The 26,625-nt window shown below is 58.4% G+C and carries 20 protein-coding genes, 2 tRNA genes and 1 pseudogene; 9 read left to right on the top strand and 14 right to left on the bottom strand.

The genetic code is table 11. The features are described 5' to 3' along the window. Positions 1 to 108 precede the first annotated feature (108 nt). On the top strand, positions 109 to 702 hold the full coding sequence (locus CDO73_RS26535; protein ID WP_143536157.1) for a hypothetical protein: 594 nt from the start codon (positions 109 to 111) through the stop codon (positions 700 to 702). Positions 703 to 1,091: 389 nt separating this feature from the next. Here the strand turns inward: CDO73_RS26535 and abc-f are convergent, their stop codons facing one another. Both abc-f and CDO73_RS26840 read right to left on the bottom strand, forming a co-directional pair. Then, on the bottom strand, positions 1,092 to 2,975 hold the full coding sequence (gene abc-f, locus CDO73_RS19690) for a ribosomal protection-like ABC-F family protein (RefSeq protein ID WP_088490234.1): 1,884 nt from the start codon (positions 2,973 to 2,975) through the stop codon (positions 1,092 to 1,094). Positions 2,976 to 3,367: 392 nt separating this feature from the next. Further along, positions 3,368 to 3,532, bottom strand: coding sequence for a hypothetical protein (locus CDO73_RS26840; RefSeq protein WP_179218764.1), 165 nt, complete (start codon positions 3,530 to 3,532; stop codon positions 3,368 to 3,370). Positions 3,533 to 3,694: 162 nt separating this feature from the next. On the opposite strand from CDO73_RS26840, the pseudogene CDO73_RS19695 reads away from it, so the two are divergent. The 4 genes and pseudogenes from CDO73_RS19695 to CDO73_RS19710 all read left to right on the top strand — a co-directional run. Further along, positions 3,695 to 4,708, top strand: a pseudogene (locus CDO73_RS19695) (LacI family DNA-binding transcriptional regulator); the annotation flags it as partial. 203 nt (positions 4,709 to 4,911) lie between these two features. Beyond that, positions 4,912 to 6,459 (top strand): glycoside hydrolase family 32 protein, encoded by a 1,548-nt coding sequence (locus CDO73_RS19700; RefSeq protein ID WP_088490236.1) that lies wholly within the window; start codon positions 4,912 to 4,914, stop codon positions 6,457 to 6,459. Then, a complete protein-coding gene (locus CDO73_RS19705) occupies positions 6,456 to 7,439 on the top strand; it encodes a carbohydrate kinase family protein (protein ID WP_088490237.1) in 984 nt (327 codons plus the stop codon). The genes CDO73_RS19700 and CDO73_RS19705 overlap by 4 nt, the downstream gene beginning before the upstream one ends. A 32-nt stretch (positions 7,440 to 7,471) precedes the next feature. Beyond that, a complete protein-coding gene (locus CDO73_RS19710; RefSeq protein WP_179218771.1) occupies positions 7,472 to 9,514 on the top strand; it encodes a sucrose-specific PTS transporter subunit IIBC in 2,043 nt (680 codons plus the stop codon). A gap of 155 nt (positions 9,515 to 9,669) precedes the next feature. On the opposite strand, the gene CDO73_RS19715 is transcribed toward CDO73_RS19710, so the two are convergent. The 3 genes from CDO73_RS19715 to CDO73_RS19725 all read right to left on the bottom strand — a co-directional run bounded on the left by CDO73_RS19715 (position 9,670) and on the right by CDO73_RS19725 (position 11,978). Then, positions 9,670 to 9,740: transfer RNA gene (locus CDO73_RS19715), tRNA-Gly, on the bottom strand. 27 nt (positions 9,741 to 9,767) lie between these two features. Next, positions 9,768 to 9,844 (bottom strand) — tRNA-Pro (locus CDO73_RS19720). A gap of 175 nt (positions 9,845 to 10,019) precedes the next feature. Beyond that, positions 10,020 to 11,978 carry a putative bifunctional diguanylate cyclase/phosphodiesterase gene (locus tag CDO73_RS19725; protein WP_256972783.1) on the bottom strand — a complete coding sequence of 653 codons (1,959 nt, stop codon included), beginning with the start codon at positions 11,976 to 11,978 and terminating at the stop codon, positions 10,020 to 10,022. 516 nt (positions 11,979 to 12,494) lie between these two features. Here CDO73_RS19725 and CDO73_RS19730 point away from each other — a divergent pair. From CDO73_RS19730 to CDO73_RS19740, 3 genes are read left to right on the top strand one after another with little or no spacing between them, the layout of a single operon-like run. After that, a complete protein-coding gene (locus CDO73_RS19730) occupies positions 12,495 to 12,755 on the top strand; it encodes a FeoA family protein (protein ID WP_088490240.1) in 261 nt (86 codons plus the stop codon). After that, a complete protein-coding gene (gene feoB, locus CDO73_RS19735) occupies positions 12,752 to 14,770 on the top strand; it encodes a ferrous iron transport protein B (RefSeq protein ID WP_088490241.1) in 2,019 nt (672 codons plus the stop codon). The genes CDO73_RS19730 and feoB overlap by 4 nt, the downstream gene beginning before the upstream one ends. Positions 14,771 to 14,794: 24 nt before the next feature. Then, a complete protein-coding gene (locus tag CDO73_RS19740; RefSeq protein ID WP_088490242.1) occupies positions 14,795 to 14,992 on the top strand; it encodes a FeoB-associated Cys-rich membrane protein in 198 nt (65 codons plus the stop codon). 91 nt (positions 14,993 to 15,083) lie between these two features. Here CDO73_RS19740 and CDO73_RS19745 read toward each other — a convergent pair whose 3' ends face one another. The 8 genes from CDO73_RS19745 to leuB form a co-directional block, all read right to left on the bottom strand. Continuing rightward, positions 15,084 to 16,412: a DUF4129 domain-containing protein gene (locus tag CDO73_RS19745; RefSeq protein WP_088490243.1), complete on the bottom strand. Its 1,329-nt coding sequence runs from the start codon at positions 16,410 to 16,412 to the stop codon at positions 15,084 to 15,086. Next, on the bottom strand, positions 16,409 to 17,542 hold the full coding sequence (locus CDO73_RS19750) for a DUF58 domain-containing protein (protein ID WP_179218766.1): 1,134 nt from the start codon (positions 17,540 to 17,542) through the stop codon (positions 16,409 to 16,411). Before CDO73_RS19750 ends, CDO73_RS19745 begins: the two co-directional genes overlap by 4 nt. A gap of 90 nt (positions 17,543 to 17,632) precedes the next feature. Further along, on the bottom strand, positions 17,633 to 18,910 hold the full coding sequence (locus CDO73_RS19755; protein WP_088490245.1) for a DUF4129 domain-containing protein: 1,278 nt from the start codon (positions 18,908 to 18,910) through the stop codon (positions 17,633 to 17,635). After that, positions 18,907 to 20,061 carry a DUF58 domain-containing protein gene (locus CDO73_RS19760; RefSeq protein ID WP_088490246.1) on the bottom strand — a complete coding sequence of 385 codons (1,155 nt, stop codon included), beginning with the start codon at positions 20,059 to 20,061 and terminating at the stop codon, positions 18,907 to 18,909. Before CDO73_RS19760 ends, CDO73_RS19755 begins: the two co-directional genes overlap by 4 nt. Beyond that, a complete protein-coding gene (locus tag CDO73_RS19765) occupies positions 20,062 to 21,030 on the bottom strand; it encodes an AAA family ATPase (RefSeq protein WP_088490247.1) in 969 nt (322 codons plus the stop codon). Positions 21,031 to 21,279: 249 nt separating this feature from the next. Further along, positions 21,280 to 21,699, bottom strand: a complete 420-nt coding sequence (locus CDO73_RS19775; RefSeq protein ID WP_088490249.1) for a hypothetical protein — start codon at positions 21,697 to 21,699, stop codon at positions 21,280 to 21,282. Between the two features lie 208 nt (positions 21,700 to 21,907). Continuing rightward, positions 21,908 to 22,447 carry a peroxiredoxin gene (locus CDO73_RS19780; protein WP_088490250.1) on the bottom strand — a complete coding sequence of 180 codons (540 nt, stop codon included), beginning with the start codon at positions 22,445 to 22,447 and terminating at the stop codon, positions 21,908 to 21,910. 130 nt (positions 22,448 to 22,577) lie between these two features. Continuing rightward, on the bottom strand, positions 22,578 to 23,657 hold the full coding sequence (leuB, locus tag CDO73_RS19785; protein ID WP_088490251.1) for a 3-isopropylmalate dehydrogenase: 1,080 nt from the start codon (positions 23,655 to 23,657) through the stop codon (positions 22,578 to 22,580). Positions 23,658 to 23,883: 226 nt separating this feature from the next. On the opposite strand from leuB, the gene CDO73_RS19790 reads away from it, so the two are divergent. Next, positions 23,884 to 24,864 (top strand): aldo/keto reductase, encoded by a 981-nt coding sequence (locus CDO73_RS19790; protein ID WP_088490326.1) that lies wholly within the window; start codon positions 23,884 to 23,886, stop codon positions 24,862 to 24,864. A 128-nt stretch (positions 24,865 to 24,992) separates the two neighbouring features. Here CDO73_RS19790 and CDO73_RS19795 read toward each other — a convergent pair whose 3' ends face one another. Further along, on the bottom strand, positions 24,993 to 26,540 hold the full coding sequence (locus CDO73_RS19795) for a 2-isopropylmalate synthase (RefSeq protein WP_088490252.1): 1,548 nt from the start codon (positions 26,538 to 26,540) through the stop codon (positions 24,993 to 24,995). Between the last annotated feature and the right edge of the window lie 85 nt (positions 26,541 to 26,625).

Here is a 26,625-nt window from a genome sequence, read left to right on the forward strand (position 1 = left end):
TTTCTTTTAAAATTAGTATCGAATAAAATTGAAATAAATCCCCCTTTTTAGTATAGTAAGAATTATACATAATAGTATATGTATAATCCAAAATTAGGAGGTTTTAATTTGAAAAAGATTCTAACAGCCTTCATTTCTACTTCTTTAATCGCTTCTGGTATTTCTCCGATAATATCAGCCCAGTCAATTAATGAAACAAGTAACGACAACACTGTTGTATCTTCAACATCATACAACTATAACTACAATGGTCTGCCTGTTTCTTCAAGTAATGAATTGACAGATTCACAACTTGAACAAGTTTATAATCAAGTTAAAATCATTCAAAGTAACGGCCCAGGAATTTCCGTCAACTCCCATGACATGGGAGGCGCAGGTATGCTTGTAGATGGTCCTGTTTACAAAACTTTTTCAAACACAACAGAACGTGTTGTTTTAGATGCTATTTTTTCGTGGGCAGCGAGCAAGGTTCCGTTCATTAAGAATCCAACTAAAGTACAAGCATGGTTGTTCACAACGCTTCAAGCTTTCGGTTTAAATGCTGCAGTCCAGCCTACGTACGTCGGGTATTGGACAACTAAGTCTTACAATCCTAATACCGGATTGTATCATTATTATTTGTCAGTGGTGAGGTACACAAACAATTCGTTTAATAAAGTCATTAGTACACAGTATGGAGAAATATACGCCGATACGAAATAAATCGAAACTTGTAAAAGCTGCGGTCGTATTTAAAGTATGAATACGACCGCCGATTCTTATGATGACTGGAGGTAATTCGATGGCTCAAACTCTGATCGATAACGTCAAAAAACGTTTCCGGCAGCAACCTTACAAAGACTTTGCGGATCATGTGTACTTCTCGCTTTTTTTGATCGTCATTCCGATCCTTCTGTACAGTCTATTCGATTACCGAATCAACCTTTGGATCCTGCTTCTTCTGCTGATCGTCGCTTTGGCCGCTTGCCGGACGAGTCCGAGACTCGGAGAAGTTCTCCAACATTTCAGCCGAAAAAGAAACCTGAATCCTTTATTTTTTTATTTGATCTATTTCATTCCTTTCCTCGGTTTATGTTTTTGGTTTTTTGCTATTAAAATTTAGAATCGTTTAGTTCTTGCAATTCCTTTTTCAATTTTCTCATTTCGTCGAAAACTTCGGCAGAGGCGATGCTTATCGGAGCAGCGTCTTCTTTTTTGCGTTGTCCCGCTTCCCCCCGCAGCAGCTCCGCCAACTTCAGCTCCAGCATCAGCCGCCGCTCGTTCTCTTCGCGTCCGCCGGGGCTGCGCGCTTGAAGTTCGCGGTTCTCCTCCTGCTCCTCAAGAGTCCCTTCGAACAGTTCGAAGCCACCCTGCCCGTCCAGATCGGCGATCCGGTTGGCCGCTTTGCGGACCAGCATCCGGTCGTGCGAGACGAGCAGCAGCGCGCCTTGATAACGCATCAGCGCCGACTCCATGACTTCGCGGGTGTCGATATCGAGATAGTTGTTCGGTTCGTCCAGTACCAGCAGATTGGCTCCGCCGAAATAGAGCCGGATAAACGCAGCCCGGCATTTCTCACCCATGCTCAGATCGCCGATCGTTTTGAACGCGTCTTCTCTCGGGAACAAGAAGCAGCCGAGCAGGGTCCGCGCTTCGGTCTGCGTCATGTTCGGCAGTTCCAGCAGGCTGCCCAGCAGCGTCTGATCGACCGGCAGTCCTTCCAACTCTTGCGAAAAGTAGCCGATCTTCACGCCGGGATGCCGCTTGACTTCGCCGCTCGTCGGTTCCAGTTTGCCCGTCGCGAGGCGCAGCAAAGTGGTCTTGCCGCTGCCGTTCGGTCCTCGCACGGCCAGACGGTCGCCCCGGTTCAACCGGAAATGGACATCGCGCAGGATCTCGCGCTCGCCGTAAGCGAAGTCCGCATGCTCGAACCGCAGCAGCGTGCGCGCTTCGAAGCCTTCGTCTTCCAGCGTCATCTTGAGCTGCGGCGCTTTGCGCACGCCGCCCACGCTTTCGGCTTCCAGCCGTTCGAGCTGCTTCTGCTTGGCATGGTAGCGCGAGACATTCTTTTTGGCTTTGGCTTTGTAGAAGCTCTGCGTGATCTTGACTTCGTTCTGGTGAGTCGCCGCGTTATGCGCTTGAAGGAACCACTGCTGATAATTGCGGATCGATTCTTCGAGCGCTTTGCGCTGCTGTTCCTGCTTTTTGTGCAGCGCTTCGTGCTCGCGAAGTTCGCGCTCTTTATGAGCTTTGTAATCGCTGTAGCCGCCCGGGTATTTCTTGATCCCGTCAGGGTTCAGCTCGCAGACCGCCGTCGCCACTTCGTCGATGAACTGCCGGTCGTGCGACACGAATAGCAGGGTTCCCGCGTAAGACCGAAGCTGCTCTTCCAGCCAGTGCAGGCTTTCTTCGTCCAGATGGTTCGTCGGCTCGTCGAGAATCAGCAGCTTGGGCGATTTGGCCAACAGCGCCGCGAGGCGTACACGCGTCTTCTGCCCGCCGCTGAGCGACGCATAAGGCAGATTCCATGTCTCCTGCGGAATCCCGATGCGTCGGAGCTGCTTCTCGACTTCGTTTTCCCAATCGAAACCGCCTTGCGACTCGTAAGCTTCGAACGCGGAGCCGTAAGCTTCGAGCGCCGTTTCCGCTTCCGGTCCGCCGCCGCTCATCCGGAGGGTCAGCGTTTCCAGCCGGTTTTTGAGCTCATGCAGCCTGCCGTGTTCCCGATAAGCCCGCTCCAACGCGGTCAGTCCGTCCGGAATCTCTTCGTGCTGCTTCATCATGCCCCATTCTTCGAGCGGCAGCATCCGTTCGACGGCGCCTTCGGTCGGTTCTTCCATGCCGGCGAGAATCTTCAGCAGCGTCGTTTTGCCGCAGCCGTTGCGTCCGAACAGCGCCAGTCTTTCGCCTTCATAGACTTCCACGTTTACTTTTTCGAACAGCAGCCGGCCGTCCCATTCTTTCGCCAAATCTTTTCCGATCATCCATGTACGCATACAGGCTTCATCCTCTCTATACAGAAAAAGTCCGCAGGAACGACGGATCGCCGCTGCGGACTCGGTGAGAGAAGATGATGGAGAAACGCATGTTTGCGCACGGAAAGAACGACACTTTTTTGAATAAAAAGATACGCAAAAAAGGCACCGACTCCCCGACGGAAGACAGACGTATCCCTCTCGCACTCATGCCGCAGCCAAGCGATCGCGCGCCTGCCTGTCGTTACGCGTTCTTGCGGCAACCCGAATAGGATCGAACCGAAAAAACGACTATGCCGAGTTAGATGAGGTCGTACATCTTGTTCTTCATGTTAAGGGTGGTTACCTCTCGAATTCTACAGAATAAGTGAATGAGGCCAGTATAACCAAACTCGCGCGCTCGCGCAAGCTTTTTATCCTCCGATCAATCCGGCCGCCGCGATCCAGACCGCTTTGAGTCCCATCCCCGCCAAGAAAATAACGCTCAAGACGAAAGCCAGATACGTCAGCAGTCCGATTCCCGAGATCAACGCCAGCCCGATGCCGGTTCCCCTTTTGCCGTTCATGCCGTTCTCCATATCGCGACGCTCCCTATTCAACCGATTGGACCTTGTGCCCTGTACTTCTCCCCCGGGTAAAAAGCCCTTCTTTTCTACTATCGGTTCGCTTGGCTCTTCTCGATAGTCTTCGTCTGCAAAAGTTCTGTGAACATGCTAAAATCGACGTAGCGAAAAAGAAGGGAATCGACGCATATGACCAAAACCATATCGGATATCGCGCAGATGGCGGGCGTTGCCAAAAGTACCGTCTCCCGTTATCTGAACGGCGGCTCCGTCAGCGCCAAAACCAAACAAAAACTGGAGCGCATTACCCGGGAAGCCGGTTACGTGCCCAATACGTTCGCCCAGAGCCTCAAAGCCAAACGGACCAATCTGATCGGCACCATCGTTCCCCGGCTCGATTCGTTCGCGGCCGCCCAGACGATGACCGGCATCGACGAAGAAGTGCGGGCCGCCGGCGGACAAATGCTGATCTATAACGCGGGACAAGAGCGGGAACGCGAAATCGAAGCGATGCAGGAATTGGCTCGGCAAAAAGTAGCGGGGATCATCCTGATGCCGGCGCGCGTTACCCCGGACCATCTGCGCGCCGCCGAAGCCGCCGGAATCCCGGTGCTTCTGGTCGGACAAGGCAGCGATCAGCTGCACAGCGTCGTATACGACGATTATCGGGCCGGACTGCTGATGGGACGGTACGTGCTGCAGCAGGGACACCGGCGCATCGCGTATCTGGGCGTGACGGAAGACGACGAAGCGGTCGGACTGCGCCGCAAAGAAGGTTTCCGCGACGCCGTGGCCGAATGCGGCGAAGACTGCGAAGTGTTCGAATACGAGAGCAGCTTCAAGATCGCCGACGCGCGCCTCGCGGCCGAACGGATTCTTGACGAATGTTCGCCGACCCTGATCGTCTGCGCCACGGACAATATCGCGCTCGGCGTCGTCAAGACGGCTCATCTGCGCGGATTGTCGATCCCCGAACAATTGTCGATTACGGGATTCGGCGGATACGAAGTGACGGAGATCATCCATCCGGCGCTGACGACGGTGCGTTTCCCTTATTTCGAAGCGGGCAAGCTGGCCGCAAGGCTGGTGCACAAGCTGGCTGCCGGCGAAGAAATCGAACAACGCACGATATTGGACGTCGAATTCCTTGCTCAAGAAAGCGTTGACAATCTGAACAAGCCTTCGGTATAATGCAATCGGAACCGGTTCCAGTTTATCGATTCGCAAACGTCGAGAACTGGAGCCGAACCGAAGTTTCCGTAAGCTTATCCGTAATGAACCTTTTATTTCGCTTATCGCTTTCGAATCTCTTTTATCCTGATTTGGAACCGGTTCCTTTTTTAAAACAAAATGGAACCGGTTCCGTAAAATCATCCGGAGGAATGTCCGCTCTTATGAAAATGACTAACGAACAAAAGTACAGATTGATCGGACAGGCGGAGCCGGGCGAGCTGGAAAGATTGGCCGAGCAGGCCGCTGCCTGTAGTTGGCGCCAGCGCTACCATATCCAGCCGCATGCCGGACTGCTGAACGATCCCAACGGTTTCGTCTGGCATAACGGCGAATATCATCTTTTCTATCAATGGTTCCCGCTCGGGACGGATCACGGCATGAAGTATTGGTATCATCTGACCTCGCCGGATCTCGCGCACTGGAACGACGCGGGCATCGGCTTGGAGCCCGGCGGTCCGTACGATTCGCACGGCGCTTATTCCGGCAGCGCGATCGTCAAAGACGGGACGCCGCATCTGTTGTATACCGGCAATGTTCGCGACGCGGACTGGACGCGCCATCCTTATCAATGTTTGGCCTCGATGGACGAAGACGGCCGAATCGTCAAACGGGAGCTGCCCGTGATCGCCGAAGTGCCGGCCGGTTATACCGAACATTTCCGCGATCCCAAAGTCTGGAAAGAAGGCGAATCGTATCTCTGCGTGATCGGCGCGCAGCGAAGCGACCTGACGGGCGCCGCGGTGCTCTATCGCTCGACCGATCTGCTGCATTGGAACTTCGAAGGCGAGATCGGAACGGATCTTCCTTCCTTCGGCTACATGTGGGAATGTCCCGACTATTTCGAACTCGGCGGCGCGGGCGTGCTGCTGCTCTGCCCTCAAGGGTTGGAACCGCAAGGCGACGGTCGGCGGAACGTTCATCAATCCGGCTATCTGCTCGGCGCTCCGCTGAATACGGCGACCCGCGAGTTCGCGCACGGCGAATTCGCCGAATTGGATCGCGGATTCGATTTCTATGCGCCGCAAACGACGGAAGGTCCCGACGGCAAACGGATTCTGATCGGTTGGATGGGGCTGCCCGATCTGGAATACCCGACGGACGAACACGGTTGGGCGCACTGCTTGACGCTGCCGCGCGAGCTGTCCGTACGGAACGGCCGTCTGATTCAGCGGCCTGCGGAGAGCTTGAACGCTCTGCGGGGCGAAGAACGGCTTTTCGCTTCGAAGCTGCGCGACGAACGCCGGTCGTTCGAAAACGCGGAAGGAACGGCTTATGAACTGAGCCTGACCGTCGGCGGATTGACGGACGCGGATAAAGCGGGAACGGTCGGCATCGAATTCCGCGTCGGCGGCGACGAGCGTACGGTACTGAGCTACGATACTCGCACCGGCCGGGTCATGCTGGACCGCTCGGCATCGGGCGTCCCGGTCAACCCGGCTTACGGGACGACGCGAAGCTGCACGCTGAATCCGACGGATCGCATCGAATTCCGTTTGTTCGTCGACGTGTCTTCGGTCGAAATTTTCGTCGGCGACGGCGAAGAAGTGTTTACCGCCCGCCTCTTCCCCGATCCGTCGAGCACGGGCATCGCTTTTTTCGCGAACGGAGGAAGCGCCGATTTCGAAGCTGCGTTCCGGCCGTACGGCGAAGGCGCCATTCCTCGCGGGCTGCCGGCCGATCTTATCGATAACGGGAAGGTGAAATCATGAGCCGTCTGTACACGATCGGCGAGATGCTGATCGACTTTATTCCGCTGCAAACCGGACGTCCGCTGCACGAAGTGACTTCGTTCAAGCGCGCTCCGGGCGGCGCTCCGGCCAACGTAGCGGCCGCGGCCGCCAAATACGGCTCGCCTTCGTACCTGCTGACGAAGCTGGGCCAAGACGCTTTCGGCGATTATCTGCTGCAGGAACTGCAAAATGCGGGCGTGAACGCCGAACATGTCCGCCGAACCGACGAAGCCGGCACGGGACTTGCTTTCGTATCGCTCAAAGAGAACGGCGAACGCGATTTCTCGTTCTACCGCAATCCTTCGGCCGATCTGCTGCTGCGCGAAGACGAGATCGATCCGGCTTGGTTCGCGCCCGGAGACATCCTGCATTTCGGTTCCGTCGATCTGGTGGACAGTCCGATGAAAACGGCTCACCGCAAAGCGATTCGCGCGGCCAAAACGGCGGGCGGCATCGTCAGCTTCGATCCCAACGTGCGCCTGCCGCTGTGGAGAAGCGCCGACGACTGCCGACGCGCCATTCTGGAATTTCTTCCGGCCGCGCATCTGATCAAGATCTCCGACGAGGAGTTGGAGTTCGTCACCGGCATTTCCGATACGGAAACGGCAATTCTGTCCTTGATGCGCGGCGACGTGCAGGCCGTCGTCTACACGCGGGGCGCGGACGGCGCGGAGCTGTATACGCGCAGCGGGCGTTACGCCGCGCCCGGCTTTCCGGTGAAAGCGCTTGATACGACCGGCGCCGGGGATGCTTTCGTAGGCGGCCTGCTGCATCGCCTGCTCGAACTGAACGCCGATCCGGATCGTCTGTCGGCTCTGCTCGACCGTCATCATGCCGACATCCTGCTTTTCGCCAACGCCAGCGGCGCATTGACGACGACCGGTTCGGGCGCCATCTCCGCCCTTCCGGATCGCGGCGCGATCGAATCGCTGATAGCAGGCCGATCTTCCGCCGTCTAAAATAAAGCCCAACGAGGAAAGGAATGAACGATATGTCCGAAAATCGCGACATCGCCCAGCAAGTCGTCGACGCCGTCGGCGGCAAAGAAAACATCGCTTCGTTCGCGCACTGCGCGACCCGTCTCCGCATCATGGTGCACGACAAAGAAAAGATCGACCAGAAACGCATCGAGAGCACGGATAAGGTCAAAGGCGCTTTTTTCAACTCGGGACAGTATCAGATCATCTTCGGTACGGGGACCGTTAACCGAATCTTCGAAGAAGTCGAGAAACTCGGGATCGAGAGCACTTCGCAGGACGATATCAAAAGCAAAGGCAAAAAGCAGGGCAACGCGTTCCAGCGCGCGATCCGCACGTTCGGCGACGTCTTCGTTCCGATCATTCCCGTCCTCGTCGCGACCGGCTTGTTCATGGGTCTGCGCGGCCTGCTGACGCAGGATCAGGTACTCTCTTGGTTCGGCACGACGAAAGACAGCATTCCGCCCAACTTCCTGCTGTTCACGGAAGTGCTGACCGATACGGCGTTCGCCTTTCTGCCGGCTCTTGTCGCTTGGTCCGCGTTCCGCGTGTTCGGCGGCAGTCCCGTGCTCGGAATCGTGCTGGGGCTGATGCTGGTCAATCCGGCGCTGCCTAACGCTTACGCCGTCGCCAACGGCAGCGCGGAAGCGCTCACGATGTTCGGCTTCATTCCGGTCGTGGGCTATCAAGGATCGGTTCTGCCCGCCTTCTTCGTCGGTCTGATCGGCGCGAAGTTCGAAAAGTTTCTGCGCAAAAGGGTTCCCGAAGCGCTCGATCTGATCCTTACGCCGTTCCTTACGCTGTTGGTCATGATTACGCTGGGCTTGTTCGCGATCGGTCCGGTCTTCCACTCGCTGGAGACTTGGGTGCTGCACGGCACGACGTTCCTGCTGAATCTTCCTTTCGGCATCGCGGGTCTGCTGATCGGCTTCTTCCAACAGATCGTCGTCGTTACCGGCGTGCATCACATCTTCAACTTCTTGGAGATTCAACTGCTCGAACGTACCGGCTCCAACCCGTTCAACGCCATTATTACCTGCGCGATGGCCGCACAAGGCGCGGCTTGCTTGGCCGTCGGTCTCAAGACCAAAAACGCCAAGCTCAAAGCGCTGGCGCTGCCTTCGTCGCTGTCCGCGTTCCTCGGCATTACCGAACCGGCGATCTTCGGCGTCAACCTGCGCTACATGAAACCTTTCGTCATGGGCTTGATCGGCGGCGCGGCAGGCGGCTTCTTGGCTTCTCTGTTCCATTTGGCAGGAACGGGCATGTCCGTCACCGTCATTCCGGGCACGCTGCTCTACTTGAATAATCAGCTTCCGCTCTATATTCTGTGCAATCTGGTAGGCGCGGGCGTCGCTTTCACGCTGACCTGGTTGTTCGGCTACCGCGACGAACCTGCCGCGGCCGAGACCGCGGACGGAACTTCTTCCGCTTCTGCCGGCAGATCGTCCGAGCAAGCTTCGCGCGGTACGGCTTCGACGGCTCCGGCCGCTCCTATGGCTTCCGCCGCGGCGAACGTTTCCGCTCCGGCGCTGTCCGGGTCCGAAAATTCGGCCGCTTCCGTACAGCCTTCGGGCCGTCTGGAAATTCAAGCCCCGCTGACCGGCATCGCCGTTCCGCTGAGCGAAGTTCCCGATCCGGCTTTCGCCGAAGGCCATATGGGACGCGGCATCGCCATTCTGCCGACCGAAGGACGCGTCGTCGCTCCGTTCGACGGAACGGTCGCTCACGTCATGGATAAGAGCCGTCACGCGTTGATTCTGGAACATGCCGGCGGCACGCAAGTGCTGATCCATGTCGGCGTCGATACCGTCTCGCTCAAAGGCCGCGGCTTTACGGCCCGCGTCGCTTCCGGCGATGCGGTCAAAGCCGGAGAGACGCTGCTGGAGTTCGATCTGAACGTGATCGCGGCAGCCGGCTTATCGCCGATCACGCCCGTCCTGATCCCCGACGGGCTCGATACGGTCCTCGAAGTCGAGCCTTTGGCAGGCGGCGAAGTCCGCGCAGGCCAACAGCCCGTATTGGCCGTAAGCTTCTCTTCCGCGCTGTCGGCTTGACGCGGCGGGCGGCATTCGCCAAACCTCGATAGAAACTATGCGCAGGCTCCGAACAGAAGCTCCGCCGGAATGATTCCGGCGGAGCTTTTTGCGTACGAGATCCGTTTTCGCGATAAACGCAAAAAAAGAAGCCCTGCAAAGGGCTTCTTGCTGTAAGCGGGTGATGGGAATCGAACCCACGCTACCAGCTTGGAAGGCTGGAGTTCTACCATTGAACTACACCCGCATATGTAAACTTCGTTATAAAATAAGATGGTCGGGACGACACGATTTGAACATGCGACCCCCTGGTCCCAAACCAGGTGCTCTACCAAGCTGAGCTACGTCCCGACATTTGATGTTGCCTTTTGGCTTGCGCGTCCTTGTGAGGACAAGAAATAATATACCATGCAGCGAAGAAGATTGCAAGCACTTTTTTAAAAAAAGCGTTTTGTCCCATTCGACAAAACGCCTCGCCCTTCGCGGGGCTTATCCGGCAAGCTTGTTTATGACGCGGTTTCCGACTTTAGCCCAGCTTTTGCTCCCGCAAAAACATGCGCTCGAATCGGCCGGCCGGAACGGGGCGGCTGAACAAGAACCCCTGCGCTTCGTGGCAGCGCTGGCTGCGCAGGAATTCGAGCTGTTCTTCGTTCTCGACGCCTTCGGCCGTGACTTTGAGTTTCAAGTGATGGGCCATCGAAGCGATCGTGGAGACGATCGCGGCGTCGCTCTGCCCGCTCATGACTTCGCTGACGAACGAACGGTCGATCTTCAAACGGTCGATCGGCATGTTCTTCAAGTAATGCAGCGAGCTGTAGCCGGTGCCGAAATCGTCGATGCTGATATGCAGCCCCAACTGTTTGAATCGTTTTAGTTGTTCGAACGCGGCATCCTTATCCACGGTCATGCTCTCGGTAATCTCGAGTTCCACGTACTGCGGATCCAACCCGATATCTTCGAGCATTTGTTCGATTTGGTCGGCCAAGCCGATCTGGCGGAATTGGCGGATCGAAAGATTGATCGACATGCATAAAGGCGCGTAGCCTTTGTCCTGCCATTCTTTGTTCTGGCGGCAGGCTTCGTACAGCACCCATTCGCCGAGCGGAACGATCAAGCCGCTTTCTTCCGCCAAAGGAATGAATTCGCCCGGCGATACCGGTCCCCGTTTCGGATGATTCCAGCGCACCAACGCTTCCATGCCCAGAATCCGTCCGTTTTCCACCGACATTTTCGGCTGATATTCGAGGTAAAACTCGCCGCGATCCAAACCTTTGCGCAAGTCGCTCTCCAAGATCAGTTTCTCGCGCGCGTTCAAGGTCATCCCTTTGGAGAAACGCTTGACCTCCGAACCTTGTTCTTTGGCCAGATGCACCGCGGCGTCCGCGCTCTGCAGCAGGCCGTCGGCCGCGCTGCCGTCTTCCGGATACACGGCGATGCCGGCCGACAACGCGATATAATGCTCCATGCCGCCCACGTTGACCGGACGCTCGAACTCTTCGAGCAGCGCGTGCGCGCGGTTCATCGCTTCTTCTCCCCCGCTCTCCGGAAGCACGACCGCGAATTCGTCTCCGCCGGTACGGAACACTTCCTCCGGCTCTTCGACATGATTTTGCAGCAGTTCCGAGACGATTCCGAGCAGGCGGTCGCCCGCTTCGTAACCGAGCGAATCGTTGATCGTTTTGAAACGATTGATATTCAATACCATGAGAGCCGTCTTGCCCGCATGGTCTTTGCCGAAATGCGAGTTCAGCTTGGCATGCAGACTGCGGCGGTTCGGAAGACCCGTAAGGTCGTCGTTATAAGCCAGAAATTCGATGCGTTCCTCCGCTTCGCGGCGTTCGCGCAGCGGTTCGGCGATCGCCAAACGCAGTCCTTGACTGACGAGAATCGCGTAAGAAAGACTGTGAAGTCCCGACGCGAGCAGGAACGGAACTCCCGAAGACGTTCCGGCTTGAAGCATCAGGATCTGCGCCGCCACGACGAGTCCCAGAGATTGGATCGCGACCCACAGCGCTTTGACGTTGTTCCGGCGATAACGCGCGAACAACAGGCTCACCGCCGCGACGGCGACGCCGAGCGCCGAGATCTCCAGTCCCAGATCGACGACTCGCGTCGCCGCGGCCGGAAGTTCGAGACGCAGGAAGAACAGCAAGCCCGCCGCGGAAGCCGCGATCGGCGGCAAAGCGAAATACAACAACCGGTGCGAAGCGCCGTCTTTGCGGTCCGGGCTTAAGAACAGAAGCAGCAGGCCGGAGGCATAGACCAACGCGGCCAAAGACAGCAGCCATTCCGCTCCCGAACGGTTCGCGGCCGGCACCGTCATAAAACGATGGAGGTCGGTCGCCAAGTACAGCAGCTCGACCGCGCCGGCGGCGCCCATGAGATTGACCATGCGTTTGCTGTAGCTGCCGATTCGGCGATCGAACAAAGGCGTGGCATGGAAATAGACCGTCAAGCACGCCGTTACCGAGAAACACGCCGTCATCAGAGTCAATGCGGAGGCCCATCGGCTGTCGCCGCCTGCGGTGCGGAAGAAGTAATCGGCCGCTTCACACGCAAGAACGAGAAGAAAGACGGAAAAGGTGTAAATAGTCAGTCGGCGCGTTGCCCAAGTTGTGTTCATTAATTCACTTCCGTCCTGCTGGGATGTCATAAAATCGGATCAGTCTCACCTTCGTTTTAGATTCTACGCCGTCTTGCTATCTCCTGCCGCGCTTCGTCAAAATGAGACAAATTTCTTCGTCGAAGCAAGAAAAAAGGTTCCCTTGTCGGAACCTGTCTATCATACGCCCGTTTTTCGGCTTGCCGCCGGGCGACATCGGAGTCGGAAACGACCTTATTTTTCGCTTTTTCATCATACTTAAGCAGGCGCATAAAGTAAAGTGAAATTCCCTTGTCCTGTGACATTTGTCACCGCCGTTTTGCGCTCTCCGATGATACATTACAGAAAAAGTTAATGATATTCATTCTCAATGAAAACGAACGTTACAGGAGGATTCCGATGCTTCGTATACAGGATTCGAACGGCCGGCGCACGATGCTGGCTCAGATCAAACCGGGCGGCTCGGCCAAGCTCGGCGCGCTCGAAGACGTCAACCCCCTGCTGCGCCGACGGCTGCGCGATTTGGGCGTCGAGGAAGGCAGTCTGCTGAAGGTGCTGCGCCTCGGGCCTATGGGCGGACCGCTCACTTTCGAATGTTCCGGCCAACTGATCGGCATTCGCCGCGAAGAAGCGGGCCGCATGGAGGTCCTGCCGGTATGAATCAGTACGCCTTGCTCGGCAATCCGAACACGGGCAAAACGTCTCTGTTCAATATGCTCACCCGTTCTTACGAGACCGTCGGCAACTGGTCGGGAGTCACCGTCGAGAAAAGGGTAGGCACGCTTCGCGGCCGCGGCGGGCGGATCGTCGACCTTCCCGGTCTCTATTCCCTGCTTCCTCTCACGGCGGACGAAGGCGTCGCCGCACGCTTCTTAATGGAAGAAAAACCGGACTGCATGCTCAATATCGTCGATGCTTCTCAGCTTGAACGCAATCTCTACCTGACTTTGCAGCTGCTGGAGTGCGAACGTCCGATATTGATCGGGCTGAACATGGTCGACGTGGCGCGCGATCGGAACATCGCCGTCGACGCGGCGGCGCTCGAACGGGCGCTCGGCGTTCCCGTCGTCCCGATCGTCGCCCGCAAAGGAACCGGCTGCCAAGAAGTGCTTCGGGCGCTCGGCGAATCGGGGCAATCCGGGCGCGGCGGCTTTCGCGTCGATTACGGCCCCGTCGTCGAATCCGGGGTTGACCGTTTGAGCGAATTTCTGGGCGGGAAAGGTTCGTCCTCGTTTGCGGCTCCCCGCTGGACGGCTCTTCAACTGATGGAAGGAAACGAAACGGTTCGCGAGATGCTGCTTGCTCGGTCGGATCGCGGAGAGCTCGATCGTTTGATCGCGCAGATCGAACAAGAACTGTACGATTCCGGCTCGGACCGCGATCTGCCCGCTTACCTGCGGCAGGTTCGCGCCTCGCGCATCGAAGAGATCTGCCGTATCGCGATCGATCGTTCGAGCGAGCGCACGCATACCGCGACGGAACGAATCGATGCGATTCTGACCCATCGCATCTTCGGAATCCCGCTTTTTCTGGCGATGATGTTCCTGATCTTCAAGCTCACCTTCGATTGGCTCGGCAGCGTCTTGTCCGATCTGCTCGACGGCTTGATCTCCGGCACGCTCAGCGGCTGGATCTCTTCGCTCTTGACGGCACTCGGAGCTTCCGATTTCGCCCATTCCCTGATCGTGGACGGCATCGTGGGCGGAGTCGGCGGCGTGCTGGTCTTCCTGCCGCAGATCGCCATCTTGTTCCTGCTGATTTCGTTTATCGAAGACTCGGGCTATATGGCGCGGATCACGCTGCTGATGGACCACACGATGGAAGCCGTCGGCCTCAGCGGCAAAGCGTTTATCCCGTTCATCATCGGCTTCGGCTGCAACGTTCCCGCGATCATGGCCGCGCGTACGATGGAGCAGCGCAAAGACCGTCTGCTGACCACGATGCTGGTGCCGCTCATGTCCTGTTCGGCCCGTCTTCCCGTTTATGCCCTGTTCGCCGGCGTTTTCTTCGCTTCCGATCGGGCGGCCGTCGTGATGGCGCTGTATCTGCTCGGCATGGCGCTGGCGCTGGCTTTGGCCAAACTGTTCTCCCGCACTTTGATGAAAAGCGAACCGTCGCTGTTTATCGTCGAGCTGCCTCCTTACCGCATGCCCCAGCCGTTATCGCTGCTGCGCATGACGTGGGAAAAAGTCAAAGGGTTCCTGCGCAAAGCGGGCACGATCATCTTGGCCGGTTCGGTCGTCATCTGGTTTCTGTCGAACACCGGACCGGGCGGCTTCGGCGTCGGGATGAACGACAGCTTTTTGGCTTCGATCGGCGGCGCCCTGTCTACGCTCTTCGTACCGCTCGGCTTCGGAACATGGCAGGCCGGCGCGGCGCTGATTACCGGATTCATGGCGAAAGAAGTCGTCGTCTCGACCATGAACATCATCTATCAAGTGCCGGACATGGCGGGGCTGGAACATCAAGTCTCGATGGCGTTCACGCCGCTTCAAGCTTTTAGTTTTATCGCGTTCATTCTGCTCTATATCCCTTGTCTGGCTACGGTCGGCGTGATTCGCAAAGAGACGGCTTCATGGCGCTGGACCTTCTTCTCGATGGGCTATTCGCTTGTGCTGGCTTACATTGTCGCGCTCGTCATCTATCAGGGAGGCCAGCTGATCGGTCTCGGCTGAATCCCGGCGAAAGGAAGAACGTTTATGATCAACTGGATCATTATCGGGCTGGCTTTGGCGTATTCGGCCCGCGTGTTCGTTCGGTTCTGGAAAAAAAGCAAACAAGGCGCTTGCGCGGGATGTTCCGTTCAAGAAGACGGACGAACCCCGGCCGGCTGTCCGGGCTGTTCGCCGATCGGCTTTTCGGAAGAAGCGCGGGCCGCGATGCGCAAACGCGGCTGACTCCGCTTTTTCGGCCTGGAATTCCGGCATGCGAAAAACCACGAACTTCATCGGGAAGTTCGCGGTTTTTCTTGCTTTGAAGAAAAAAGGTTCATCCGTCGCCTTGCTTCGGCTTCTCGGCGTAACGCGTCTGATTATAGCGCTCGATCACTTGTTCGACCTGCGTCTCGTCGAGTTCGCGATAAGCGGGCTGAGCCGCAAGTTCGCGGCCTGTCTCGCTCGGCGTCAACCACGGACGGAACGCGTAGCCGCGCCGCACGGCTTCGCGAACCAATCGGAAATAATCGCGGCGCGGGCCGCTTGCGGGCTCGGCGAACCGCGAAAGTCCGGACCGGACTTTGCCCGAACGACGGGAACCGATGATTTCCGTCGTATCCCGATAAGCTTCTTCGTCTTCTCGGCTTTCGATCCCGGCGGTGATCCGCAGATTCGCCAGCAGCCGCTTGAACCAATCGGGCAGCCACTCGCCGAATACGACGAACAAGAACCTCAGCGAGTAATACGCTGCCGGCACGATCGACGCCGCTGCGCTAATCGCGACGACCCAATCGATCCATTTGTAGCTGCCGTCGTCCCGTTCGTTCGCCGCATCGGCATAATCTTGCTGACATTGAGGCGGCAGACGATCGATCGAGACCGGCCTTCCTTCTTGCTCGGCTTGATCGCGCTCTTTCTCGTAGAGGATCAAACATTCGACAGCCGGTTCGCGCGTCGGCGCGGATCCGTCCGCAACGACCGGAACGCCTTGCGTTTCTTGCGCACGAGGCAGGCCGCCGAACGGATTGTTCGACGGGAACAGCAGACCTGCGCCCACGATCAACAGCAGCAGTACGGCCACGAATCCCCGATTCGCGTATAACAGCCGATTGGCGGGCATTTCTTCGCTCGCGGACAATCCTTGCGACTCCCTCACCCGATGCGTGTTCCGGCGAAGCAGGATCAGCGCCAGCGTCAGCGCGCAGGACAGATAGAGAGAGAAGCGGTATTCGCTCAGCCCCAACTTTAAAACGAAAGACAGCCGATATAAGACGATTCCGGCCGCCAACCATGCGGAAGCCGCCAGCGTCTCCGCTCGGCTGCTCGGCGGTATGCGGAATTCCCGGTACACGCCACGACTGCCCGCGATCAGCAGCACGATCAGCAAGCAGAAGATCTGCCCTAACGCGAACTCGGGCTGCGAGGCCGCGATCGCCGCGACGAGCAGGATCGGCAGCGCCGCCGAAGCCGGATAAGCCGGTTCCCGCCGCAGGCGCTTGGCCGCGACGCCGCCGCCGAGCACGCCCAGTCCGAACGCGGCCCAGAGCAAGACGGGCGGAATTTCGATCACGTAGACCGCCAAGATCAGCAGCAGCGGATAGATCGGCAGCGTTTCGCCGAGCGCGGACCGCAGCGCCGTATTCCATAATCCCGTTTTCTTCATGCGCCGACCTCCTTGCGCAGATCCGGCTCGCGAGGCGATTCCGGACGGGCCGAAGCGGCGGAAGCATCGTCCGTCGGACGGAAAATGCCGATGCGATGGCCCATGCGCTCCAGCGGTTCGGCGGCTCGCCGAATCTCCGCCTCGTCCGCCGAACTGACGATCAAGTAATCGCAGGCCGCGGAGCGTTCCCGCGCTTCGCCGTTCAACGTCTCGGCCAGCGTCTGCCGTTCTTTGAGCCGGATGCCGGCCATCGCTTCCAGCAGCAGATGCCGATGCGGTGCTCCGCTTCCCGCAAGTACTCGCGGAGCGGAGAGCGTATGCGCGTTATGAACGAATCCGACCGGCACGCCCGACGCGATCAAACGATCGGCGCAGGTGGCGGCCAGACTGATCGCCCGCTCGGCTTCGGCTTCGCCGCTCCCGCTTGCCAGACCCGCGACGACGTTGCCGATATCCAGCACGATCATCACCCGCGGATCGGCCGAATGCCCCTGCTTATAGACTTGAAGCCCACCGGTCCGCGCGGTCGCTTTCCAATCGATTCGGTTCATCGGGTCGCCCGGCGCGTATTCCCGGGAACCTTCGATCATGAACGGATCTTCCAAGATCCAGCGGCGCACCGCGAATTCCCCCTGCCAGCTATGCCAAGCATAAGGCAGCTCGCGATCTTCCAGCAGCGCGGGATAGACGATCAGCGGACTTTCGACGTTCAGCGAGCGCGAGCGAATAACGAACCCGAGCAGATCCCCGGCCGTCATGAACACCGTCGACAGCCGGAAGATTCCGCGATTTTCGCAGACGACGAAATGCCGACGCGTCACGCGCCGGCCCGGCAGCAAAGCGAATCCGCTGGTATGCGTCTGATACACGCTGCCCTGTTCCATCTTCGAGACGGTATTTCCGCGAAAACGAAAAGCGGCCGGAAATTCCGACTCCAGCCGCAGCCACGGAACCGGCAGCTTTTTGCGGTTCTCGATCACTTCGATCAATTCCAGACGATCGCCCGCGAAGCAGCGTTCGCGGTCGAATCTTCGGCTGTAGACGATCCCGCGCAGCGAGCCGCGCCCGATCAGCAGCGCTTGGGCCGCGATCAGGATCGCTCCGGCCAACAACAATCCCAACAATGCCAAACGCTTCCCTTCTTTCTGCATAGGCGGCCTGCGCCAATATTTCCTGTTCTCTCCATTATAAGCGGGCAGGCCTTACCGAAGCAAAGCGCGTTATTCTTTTTCGCCGTAGCGGGCTTGATTGTACCGCTCGACCAATTGGTCCAACTCGGAAGGCGACAACTCCGTATAACGGCTCTGCGCCAGTTCTTTGCCCGTCTCCGCCGGCGTTCGGCTGGAGACGAACGGCAGGCCTTTGCGCAGCGCTTGCAGGACGACGCTGCGATAACGCAGGCGCGGATCGTCGCCGGCATATTCGGCTTCGCGGCGTCCCGAGCCGAAGCGGAAACGGCGCTTCCGCTTGCCTGTCTCTTCGGCGGACAGCTTCTCCGCCCGGTCCGTATAGCTCGCGCCGCTTTGCACGGCGCGCATTTCCCGCATCAGTCCCAGACGCGCGGCGATCTTGCGAACCAGATTGCGGATGCCGTTGGGCAGCCAACGGCCGAACAACCGGTACAATAACCATAGCGCCAACGCCGCGACCAACGCCCAGAAGACCGTTTGGAACGCGTAGCCGATGATCTTGAGCCATAACGGCGTTTCCTGCTTCTCGCCCATCTCCAGCAGTTCGGAATAATCGGCGGACGGCATGCCCGGAGATTCCGGCACCGGCGCGCCTTGCGGAGTTCCGCCCGCAAAAAGGGATAACCACCAGCGACGGATCGCGTTCAAGATGCCCGTCGGTCCTCCGATCATGCCGGCAAGCACGATAAAAGCCGCCACGATCCAAGTCAATCTGCGATTCGCCGTCAGAATGTTCGACAGCGCGGACGTTTCCGCGCCCGCTTCGTTACGTACCCGATCGCCGTTGACCAGCAGCAGCGTCAGGGCGAGCAGCACTACCGACAGCAGATACAGCTGAGGCCGGTATCCGGCGAGTTCCGGGACGCGTCCCGCAACGATATAGAGAACGAACATCGCCGCGATCCCGGTCATCGGAATCCGCACCCACATATTGTCCCATAACTGCCTCCGGCCGACGAGCAGGCCGCGCAGCGCCGACAGCAGCAGCAGCGCGGCCGCGACTCCCCGGGCGAGCAGACCGCCCGGAATCGCCAGCGCAAGCAGCAGCGCGATAACGAACGGCAGCGCGGCCATCCACCCGGCCGCCCGCCCTTCGGCCTGCCGCAGTCCGATCAGGCTGCCGCCGGCATGCAGCAGCAGCATCGGCAGAATCAGCAGCAGGTCCGGCTGACGCACGGCATAATGCGCCAGTACGGCGACCGGCGCATACGCGGCGGCGATCTCGAGCAGCGAGTAAGCCGCAGGTCGGCCGAATCCCCGCAGCAGCGGGCTCCGCTCCGTCACTTCCCCGTTCTTGGTCTTCGTCATAGAACGGCCTCCTCTCTCCGCGCCGCTTCGCGGCGCTCGGCCGACCGCACGGCCGGTCGTTCTCCGGCCGGCGCATCGGCGGCGAAGCCCGTCACGCCGACCCGGTGGCCGAGCTGTTCCAGCGCGGCGATCGCTTCTTCCAGCTTGGACGAGCGATGCGCCGTGACCAGCAGATAGTCGATCGGCTCCCGGAATTCGCGCTGCGCTTCAAGCTGCAGCAGCTCGTGGAACGGCAGGCGCGATTTCAATTCGAACGCCGCCATCGCTTCCATCATCCGGTTCAGATGCACCGGCCCGTAATCCGTCTCCAGCCGGCATCCTTCTTCGCCGAGTTGGGAATTGCCGTTATGCGCGAAGCCCGCGGCCATGCCTTGGCCGATCAGCGAAGCCGCGCAGGTCGCGGCGAGCGACAGTTGGCGTTCGATCAGCGAAGTCCGGGTCACGACGCTCCACATCGTCTCCGAATCTTCGACGTTCAGCAGGATCATCACGCGCGGGTCCGCGGAATAGCCGTTCTTGTGCACTTGAAGCTGGCCGGTTCGCGCGCTGGCTTTCCAATGGATCCGGTTCATGGGATCGCCCGCGGCGTATTGCCGCACGCCGGTGATCAGAAACGGATCGTCCACGATCCAACGCCGCACCGACAGTTCGCCCTGCCACGTTTTCCAAGAAATCGGCAGTTCGTCGTCCGCGATCAATCGGGGATGGATGACCATGCGCATATTGAGCTCGACCTTTTTTGAAGGCGCATACAATCCGAGCAGGTCGCCGCCCGTCATCGTGGCCGACTCGATCGGATAGATCCCGCGCGCGCTGCAGCGGATCTGGTGCGTTCGGGTGATCTTCGTCCGGGCCGGCAGGGTGAACAAGCTGGTATGATTCTGATAGATATTGCCTTCGCTGACATTGGTATCGGAACTGCGGGCGAACGACAAAGCCGAAGGCAGCATCGCTTCGAGCCGGAGCCACGGAACGGGCAGCGGCTTGCGATTGGACAACGTCTCGACCATCTCGATCTGCTCGCCTTCCCGGCAGACGTAGCGGCTGAAGCTGCGTTCGTATCCCAGACGGGCCAGCGCCGGTTTGCCCAGCAGCCAGCCTTGCAGAAGAACGATCAGCGCCGCGAGCAGCAATAGTCCGAGCAGCGCCATTTATCTCACTTCGCTTTCCAGTCCCTCTTCGCTCGGTACGGGGACGCGATCGGTCAATTCGTTCAGAATGCGCTCGGCCGGATTGCCCTGCTGATCGTAGCGGTTGTTCAGCACGAGGCGGTGGGCGCAGACCGGAGCGAGCAGCTTTTTCACGTCGTCGGGCAGGATGTAATCGCGTCCTTTGAGCGCCGCGTAGGCTTGGCAGGCGCGCAGCAGCGACTGCGTTCCGCGCGGGCTGATGCCCAGCGCAAGCTCCGGATGGCTTCGCGAAGCGTCCGCCAGCGCCACGATGTAATCGAGCAGATCGTCGGCGATCTTCACTTGGCGGCACGTCGTCTGCGCTTCCAGCACTTCCTGCGCCGTCGCCGTCATGTCGGCCGATCCCGCGCTCAGTCCGCCGACCTGCACGGTACGCCGCAGAATCTCGCGTCCTTCCGCGGCCGACGGATACCCCAATTTCATGCGGATCATGAACCGGTCCATCTGCGCTTCCGGCAGCGGGAACGTGCCTTGATTGTCGACCGGGTTCTGCGTAGCCAGCACCATGAACGGCTGCTCCAGCTTCATCGTTTCGCCGTCGACGCTGATCTGGCGCTCTTCCATGCATTCCAGCAGGCTGGATTGGGTGCGCGGCGTCGCCCGGTTGATCTCGTCGGCCAGCACGATGCTCGCGAACAGCGGACCCGGACGGAAATGGAACTCGCCGTCTTTTTGATTATAGAAATGGATGCCCGTCAAGTCCGAGGGCAGCAGATCGGGCGTGAATTGGATACGTTGAAAGCTCAGGCTGAGCGAAGCGGCAAGACTTTTGGCCAGCATCGTTTTGCCCGTGCCCGGCACGTCTTCGAGCAGTACATGGCCCGAAGCGAGCAGCGCGGTCAGCAGCAGATCGACCTCTTCGTCTTTGCCGACGATGATTTTTCCGATATTTTGCTTGAGTCTGGATGCGAGTTCTTGTACGTTTTTCATGAACCTTCCTCCGTCTTCCCTATTCCGCGTCCTGCATAAAGGCAAATCGCCGTCCGGGATATGTATTTTGATTCGTTTGCTTTCCTGTTTCTTCCTACGCTTCTATTCTAACAAACGCGATAGCGTTTTCCAAACGCTGCGAACGATGTTCCGTTTCAGCAAACGAAACGATTCGACCAAAAAACGAAAAACCGGAAGCGATCGTCTGCGATCGCTTCCGGTTTTTCCGTTCTATTCGGCAGGGATTCGTCAAGCGCCGCGGCCGTTCCCGCTCTGAAGCTTCTCCAGCTTCTGACTCATGACCGCAAGGCGGCGTTTCAATTCGATCTGCCAACGTTTATCTTCCATCTGTTTGGCGACGGCGAGCAGGTCGAGCGACAGATCGATCTGGTTGCGTACCGCCTCCATCTTGTTATCGCTGTCGACGCTGACGCAGTTGGAGAAAATCTCTGCGTCGTCTTCAAGCACGTAATCTTGGAAATCGATCTCCGATTCGCCGTCGCCGTGCGCGTATTCGGCCAAGATCTCGTATTCGCTTTCGACTTTATAATGAACTTCGATACGCTGGCATACCGGACAATACAGCAAGGGAACGTTATGAACTTGGGTTCGATAATGGGTCAATGTTCCTTTGGTTCCGATCATGCTCGCTCCGCAGCAGAAACTCATGGCCGTTCACCCTCCTTGTCGGCTTACTTTGATTCTATTTAACCACTTTAAGCGGCAATGAACGCTTCGCTTTGGCTTTCATCTTAGCATGGAATTTCGACGCGTGCCATAGGGTAAAGGTGCAAAAAAGCCTTCTTTCCGACAAGGTCGGGAAAGAAGGCTTGCGCCGTAAAACGTTCAAGCGGCAGGGCCGCTCGGCGTACGGTTCTTACAGGTTTTGGTCGCCCGGTTTCCAGTTCATCGGGCACAGACCGCCGGATTGCAGAGCTTGAAGAACGCGAAGCGTTTCTTCTACGCTGCGGCCTACGTCGTTGTGGTTGACGACTTGGTATTTCAGTTCGCCTTCCGGATCGATGATGAACAGGCCGCGCAGCGCGACGCCTTCTTCTTCGATCAGTACGCCGTAATCGCTAGCGACTTTCTTGGTGATGTCGGATGCCAGCGGGAAGTTGATCTTGCCCAGGCCGCCGATTTCGCTCGAAGCGTTGATCCAAGCTTTGTGGCTGTGGACGGAGTCGATGCTGACGCCGAGAACTTCGGTGTCGAGCGTCTGGAAATCTCCGTACGCGTCGCTCAGTGCCGTGATTTCGGTCGGGCACACGAACGTGAAGTCGAGCGGGTAGAAGAAGAACACGAGCCATTTGCCGCGGTAATCTTCCAGGGATACTTTACCGAAGTCTTGTCCGTCTCCGGAGACGGTTTCCATTGTAAAGGCCGGAGCCGGTTTGCCTACCAAACGTTCTGCCATTTGCGTAAATCCTCCTCAAAATGACGCCCGGTGAAGAGCGTTTTCTGAATATTCTGAAACTCATGAGACTATGTTATCACCGGGATTTTTCGAAGTCAAGATTATAACGCTTATTTGTTTATAATTATTATTATTTACGAATCGCGTTGAGAATCAGTTCGCCCATTTGCGTCGTGGACAGCGAGTCTCCGCGTCCGGCGGCGATATCGCTCGTTCGATGGCCGGCGTCCAGCACTTCGGCGACCGCACGCTCGATCGCGTCGGCGGCTTCGCCGTAACCGAACGTCAAACGCAGCATCAGCGCCGTGGAGAGAATGGTCGCGATCGGGTTCGCCAGACCTTGTCCGGCGATGTCCGGCGCGGAACCGTGCACCGGCTCGTACAGGCCGTAGCTGCCTTCGCCGAGCGAAGCCGATGCCAGCATGCCGATCGAGCCGGTGAGCATGGCCGCTTCGTCGCTCAGGATGTCGCCGAACATGTTCTCCGTCACGATGACGTCGAAGCTCGACGGGCGGCGCAGCAGCTGCATCGCGCAGTTGTCGACCAATACGTGCTCCAGTTCGACTTCCGGATATTCTTCGGCGACGCGGATTACCGTTTCGCGCCACAGGCGGGACGTTTCGAGCACGTTCGCTTTATCGACGGAAGCCAGTTTCTTGCGGCGCTTCATGGCGATATCGAAAGCTTGGCGCGCGATGCGCTCGACTTCGGTCACGTTGTACGCGCAGGTATCGACCGCTTCTTGGCCGTGCTCCGTCTCGCGGCGGAACTTCTCGCCGAAGTAGATGCCGCCCGTCAGCTCGCGAACGACCATCAGATCCGTGCCTTCCAGCACTTCCGGTTTCAGCGTCGAAGCGTCTTTGAGGCAGTCGAACACGACGGCCGGACGAAGGTTCGAGAACAAGCCGAGTTCTTTGCGGATGCCCAGCAAGCCGGTTTCCGGACGCAGCTCTTTGGGATTGTTATCCCATTTCGGACCGCCGACCGCCCCGAGCAGCACGGCATCAGCGCGTTTGCAGACGTCGAGCGTTTCTTGAGGAAGCGGCGTTCCTTTCTCGTCGATCGCGATGCCGCCGAACAGCGCATGCTCCGTTTCGAACGAATAGCCGAAGACCTCGCCTACTTTTTGCAAGACCTTTTCCGCTTCCGCTACGACTTCCGGTCCGATTCCGTCTCCCGCGATTACCGCGATCTTTTTCGTTTCCGCCATGTTTCGCACTCCCTCGTTTTGTGAATTCGTTCATCGTCTTGCACCTTTTAGAACAGTAACATACACCGTCAGGGATTGACCAAGATATAGAAACTATCACTCCGATAGGTTATGCCTATAAGTGCCGAATCGCTTAGGATTCCGTCTATTTGATTCCTCCGAAAACGGTTGCTACAATAGACACGCACGCGATTCGCAAAAATTCGGCAGGGAGATGAACGAAGAAATGGAATACGCGTATTTGGGAAAATCGGGACTTAAAGTCAGCCGGATCTGTCTGGGCACGATGAACTTCGGCGATCGGACCGACGAGCAGGAATCGTTCCGCATCATGGATACGGCGCTCGACGCCGGCATCAATTTCTTCGACACTGCAAACGTTTACGGCGGCAAAGGCAACGCGGGACGTACCGAAGAAATCATCGGACGCTGGTTCAAGCAGGGCGGCGGACGTCGGGAAAAAGTGGTGCTGGCGACCAAAGTCTACGGCGGCATGGGCAACGACGTCGACGGACCGAACGGCGAACGCGGCTTGTCCGCTTATAAGATTCGCCGCCATCTGGAAGCTTCGCTTCAGCGGCTTCAGACCGACCACGTCGAGCTGTACCAGATGCACCACATCGACCGCAGCGTAAGTTGGCACGAGCTGTGGGGCGCGTTCGAAGTCGCCGTTTATCAAGGCAAGATCGGCTATGTCGGCTCCAGCAACTTCGCCGGTTGGGATATCGCCGTCGCGCAAAAAGAAGCGGAGAAACGCGGCTTCCTCGGCCTCGTCTCCGAACAGCATAAATACAGCCTGCTTACCCGCCAACCGGAGCTCGAAGTGCTGCCGGCTTCCGAAGCGCTGGGACTCGGCGTCATTCCTTGGAGTCCGCTCGAAGGCGGCCTGCTCGGACGCAACGCGTTGAAGAAAATCGAAGGTTCGCGCAGCGGCGGCAACGCGGAACGCGTCGAGAAGCACCAAGCGCAGCTCGAACAGTTCGAAGCGTTCAGCGCCGAACTCGGCGAAGCGCAGGATACGGTCGCCCTCGCGTGGGTGCTGGCCAATCCGGCCGTCACGGCTCCGATCATCGGGCCGCGGACGCTCGATCAGCTCGAGAGCGCGCTGCGGATCGTCGACGTGAAACTGGGCGAAGCCGAGCTGAAGCGTCTGGACGAGATCTTCCCGGGACCGGGCGGAGCGGCTCCGAACGCGTACGCGTGGTAAAAGCGGACGTTTCCGTCTAATGGGCGGGAACCCGGCAGCATTCCGATTCGTCAAAAAGCGGTACCGCGATCCGATCGATATCGGACTGCGGTACCGCTTTTTCTTTTACGAGCCGTTCGGCTTGGGAATTACCAGACTTTCTCCGCGCCTTTGCGGCCGCTCGGCATGCGGCGGTTCTCCGCAAGGCGGTTCAGCGCGTCGATATAAGCGCGGGCGCTCGCTTCAAGCACGTCCGTGCTGACGCCGCGGCCGCGGACTTCCGTCTCGCCTTGGCGCAGCGTGACATGCACTTCGCCGAGCGCGTCTTTGCCGAGCGTGACGGCTTGAATGGCGTAGTCGACCAGCGTCACGTCTTCGCCCGAAGCTTGGTCGATCGCGTTATAGATCGAATCGACCGTACCGTTGCCGCCGGCTTCGGCCGTGCGGCTGCCTTCGCCGGCGACGGATACCGTAACCTTCGCGCTCGGAGCCGCTTCGGTCGCGAACGAGAAGCTGAGCGATTCGAGGCCGTATTGTTCCGGCGCGTCCGGCAGACGTTCTTCGATCAAAGCCAGCAGATCGTCGTCGGTGATTTCTTTTTTCTTGTCCGCCAGGTCTTTGAACTTGGCGAACGCTTCGTTCAACTGCTCGTCTTCCAGCGTATAGCCAAGTTCGAGCAATTGCTCGCGGAACGCGTGGCGGCCGGAGTGTTTGCCAAGCACGAGCTTGCTTTCTTTGAAGCCGACGGTCTCCGGCGACATGATCTCGTACGTCGTTTTCTCTTTGAGCATCCCGTCTTGGTGGATGCCCGACTCGTGCGCGAACGCGTTCGCGCCGACGATCGCTTTGTTGCCCGGCACGGGCATGCCGGTAAGCTTGCTGACCAGCCGGCTCGTTCTGGCGATCTCGCTCAGCGTCAGTCCGGTCTTCGCGCCGAAGAAATCGGCGCGGGTCTCGAGCGCGAGCGCGATCTCCTCGATCGCGGTATTGCCGGCGCGTTCGCCGATGCCGTTGATCGTGCCTTCGATCTGGTCGGCCCCGTTCAAGATCGCGGCCAGCGTGTTGGCCGTCGCCATGCCGAGGTCGTCATGGCAGTGCGCGCTGAGCTGCACTTTCTCGATATCCGGCACGGTTTCTTTGAGATGCTTGAAGATCGCGCCGTATTCGGACGGGTTCAAATAACCGACCGTGTCCGGGATATTGACGACGCAGGCGCCTTCGCGCACGGCCATCGCGACCACTTCGGCGCGGAAATCCGCTTCGGTGCGTCCCGCGTCTTCGAGCGAGAATTCGATCTGCGAGAAATATTTCTTCGCGTAACGGATCGCGGACTGCGCCGCTTCGAGCACTTGATGCTTCTCCATCTTGAGTTTGTACTTCCGGTGGATCGGCGACGTCGCCAAGAACACGTGCAGACGCGGGTCGGCCGCTCCCTTCAGCGCCTCGCGCACCGCGTCGATATCGGCTTCGCGCGAGCGCGACAGTCCGACGACGCTCGCGTTCTTGACCGCGCGGGCGACCGCGTTGACCGCGGCCAAGTCGCCCGGCGACGCGGCCGGGAAGCCGGCTTCCATCCGGTCTACGCCCAGCTTCTCGAGCTGATGCGCGATCTCGACTTTCTCCCGCGTGTTCAGGTTGACGCCCGGCGACTGTTCGCCGTCGCGCAGCGTCGTATCGAAGATATAAATTTTCCGCACGGTTTAGCCTCCTTCATCCTGTAGGAATCTCGAATAAATGTGGAAAAGGGCTGTCCCGAAGCCGCATTTTCGCGGCCCGGGATAG

Origin of the sequence: Saccharibacillus sp. O23 (assembly GCF_002205895.1) — a bacterium.
In the GTDB taxonomy this organism is placed as follows: Bacteria; Bacillota; Bacilli; order Paenibacillales; family Paenibacillaceae; genus Saccharibacillus.

Excerpts from the sequence above, each read along its gene's own strand:
- CDO73_RS19710 (WP_179218771.1), top strand. The coding sequence starts at position 7,472 with ATGTCCGAAAATCGCGACATCGCCCAGCAAGTCGTCGACGCCGTCGGC.
- CDO73_RS19765 (WP_088490247.1), bottom strand. The coding sequence starts at position 21,030 with ATGAAAAACGTACAAGAACTCGCATCCAGACTCAAGCAAAATATCGGA.
- CDO73_RS19700 (WP_088490236.1), top strand. The coding sequence starts at position 4,912 with ATGAAAATGACTAACGAACAAAAGTACAGATTGATCGGACAGGCGGAG.
- CDO73_RS19730 (WP_088490240.1), top strand. The coding sequence starts at position 12,495 with ATGCTTCGTATACAGGATTCGAACGGCCGGCGCACGATGCTGGCTCAG.
- CDO73_RS19760 (WP_088490246.1), bottom strand. The coding sequence starts at position 20,061 with ATGGCGCTGCTCGGACTATTGCTGCTCGCGGCGCTGATCGTTCTTCTG.
- CDO73_RS19740 (WP_088490242.1), top strand. The coding sequence starts at position 14,795 with ATGATCAACTGGATCATTATCGGGCTGGCTTTGGCGTATTCGGCCCGC.
- feoB (WP_088490241.1), top strand. The coding sequence starts at position 12,752 with ATGAATCAGTACGCCTTGCTCGGCAATCCGAACACGGGCAAAACGTCT.
- CDO73_RS19745 (WP_088490243.1), bottom strand. The coding sequence starts at position 16,412 with ATGAAGAAAACGGGATTATGGAATACGGCGCTGCGGTCCGCGCTCGGC.
- CDO73_RS19725 (WP_256972783.1), bottom strand. The coding sequence starts at position 11,978 with ATGACGGCGTGTTTCTCGGTAACGGCGTGCTTGACGGTCTATTTCCAT.
- CDO73_RS19780 (WP_088490250.1), bottom strand. The coding sequence starts at position 22,447 with ATGGCAGAACGTTTGGTAGGCAAACCGGCTCCGGCCTTTACAATGGAA.
- CDO73_RS19755 (WP_088490245.1), bottom strand. The coding sequence starts at position 18,910 with ATGACGAAGACCAAGAACGGGGAAGTGACGGAGCGGAGCCCGCTGCTG.
- CDO73_RS26840 (WP_179218764.1), bottom strand. The coding sequence starts at position 3,532 with ATGGAGAACGGCATGAACGGCAAAAGGGGAACCGGCATCGGGCTGGCG.
- CDO73_RS19790 (WP_088490326.1), top strand. The coding sequence starts at position 23,884 with ATGGAATACGCGTATTTGGGAAAATCGGGACTTAAAGTCAGCCGGATC.
- CDO73_RS19705 (WP_088490237.1), top strand. The coding sequence starts at position 6,456 with ATGAGCCGTCTGTACACGATCGGCGAGATGCTGATCGACTTTATTCCG.
- leuB (WP_088490251.1), bottom strand. The coding sequence starts at position 23,657 with ATGGCGGAAACGAAAAAGATCGCGGTAATCGCGGGAGACGGAATCGGA.
- abc-f (WP_088490234.1), bottom strand. The coding sequence starts at position 2,975 with ATGCGTACATGGATGATCGGAAAAGATTTGGCGAAAGAATGGGACGGC.
- CDO73_RS19775 (WP_088490249.1), bottom strand. The coding sequence starts at position 21,699 with ATGAGTTTCTGCTGCGGAGCGAGCATGATCGGAACCAAAGGAACATTG.